The following is a 1,572-nucleotide window of genomic DNA, read 5'->3' as shown; positions in this document are numbered from 1 at the left end:
GTAGACATGATGGATTGACCTGCCCCGCCTCAACGTCGTGGGTTACGTTGAGGTGGGGACACCCAAACACAGAGCCACTATTGAGGGAGGCAGGTCATGAAACAGTCTAACGCAACTCAGCAGCCGGTTGGGAAGACGTCCGTCGCCGAGCGGCTCAGCGCCGCCAGCGATGTCCATGCCGCCTATATCGGCCTGGACGTGCACAAGGTCAGCATCTCGGTGGCGATCGCCGAGGCCGGGCGGCACGCTCCCGAGTTTCGTGGCGAGATCCCCAATGAGCCCAAGGCGATCGACAAGCTGGTTCGTCAGCTGAGTGAGCGCTTTGATGGGCAGCCCATGCTATTCAGCTATGAGGCAGGGCCCTGCGGCTACGGCGTCTATCACCAGATTCAGGCCAGCGGACATGATTGCGAGGTGGTGGCTCCGACCCTTATCCCACGCCGCGCCGGCGATCGCGTCAAGACCGACCGCCGCGATGCGCAGATGCTGGCCCGCCTGTCGCGCTCCGGAGAACTCACCCCCGTCTGGGTGCCTACGCCGGAGCAGGAGGCGATTCGCGATCTGACGCGGGCTCGCGAGGACATGAAGGCCATCGAGCTCAAGGCGCGGCAACGCCTGAACGCCTTCCTGCTGCGACACGGCAAGGCCTATCCCGGCAAGAGCAAGTGGATTCCTGCGCACTTCCGCTGGTTGGAAACGGTCCGCTTTGACACCCCGGTTCAGCAGATCGTGCTGCAGGAGTACATCGAGGCGGTGAAGGAGGCCCAGCGGCGGGTGGCCGGCCTGGAGAAGCAGATGGAGGCGGCCCTGCCGGCCTGGTCACTGGCCCCGGTGGTCGAGGCCATCCAGGCGATGCGCGGCGTGAGCCGGATCACCGCGATGACGGTGCTGGCCGAGCTCGGTGACATCAGCCGCTTCGACTCGCCCCGCCAGTTGATGGCCTACCTGGGGCTCGTGCCCAGCGAGCACTCGAGCGGTGGCAGCCGGCGGCAGGGCGGTATCACCAAGACCGGCAACGGCCATGTGCGACGTGTGTTGGTGGAGGCCGCCTGGAGCTATCGCTTCCCGGCGCGCAAGACGCGGATCATCGAGCAGCGCGCCGAGAAGACCTCCCCGGTGGTCCAGGCGATTGCCTGGGAGGCGCAGAAGCGGCTCTGCGGGCGTTACCGCCGGCTGGCGGCCACGGGCAAGGTCAAGCAACAGGTGGTGACGGCCGTGGCCCGGGAGTTGGCCGGCTTCTTGTGGGCGATTGCCTGCGAGGCCATGGGCAAACCGCACGCCAGCCGGGCAACCGCCTGATGGTGATGTCCCAGTGCCTTCGGGTCAGGGAGCGTCGGGCCGGTGGGAGAACCCCTGACGCTCCTATGAGGCCCCCGCCCTCCGGGGCAGGGTGACCCTCGCTCGTAGACCAGGGCAGCTCCGCGACGAAGTGATGACAGGTCGGTACCCAACCCACGAATACCAGAGAGATCCACCGTCGCTGATAGCCCCTCGCTTCCTGATCCGAAGGCATTGAGGATGACCACATGCAACAGAGACAACCGACCCCTTGACGGGTCAATCCATACCAGG

The 1,572-nt window shown here is 65.8% G+C and carries 1 protein-coding gene; it reads left to right on the top strand.

Annotated elements, in window-relative coordinates:
- The first annotated feature begins 96 nt into the window (after nucleotides 1–96).
- Nucleotides 97–1,299 carry an IS110 family RNA-guided transposase gene (locus tag BDK63_RS18245; RefSeq protein ID WP_246386329.1) on the top strand — a complete coding sequence of 401 codons (1,203 nt, stop codon included), beginning with the start codon at nucleotides 97–99 and terminating at the stop codon, nucleotides 1,297–1,299.
- The last annotated feature ends 273 nt before the right edge of the window (nucleotides 1,300–1,572 follow it).

This window comes from Halomonas campaniensis (genome assembly GCF_014193375.1).
GTDB lineage: Bacteria > Pseudomonadota > Gammaproteobacteria > Pseudomonadales > Halomonadaceae > Halomonas > Halomonas campaniensis.
Note: the sequence above shows the minus strand (reverse complement) of the source record. Positions and strands in the feature narration are given on the sequence as shown.

Bases quoted from the DNA above. Each gene is read 5' to 3' on its own strand.
- BDK63_RS18245 (WP_246386329.1), top strand. From the start codon at position 97: ATGAAACAGTCTAACGCAACTCAGCAGCCGGTTGGGAAGACGTCCGTC.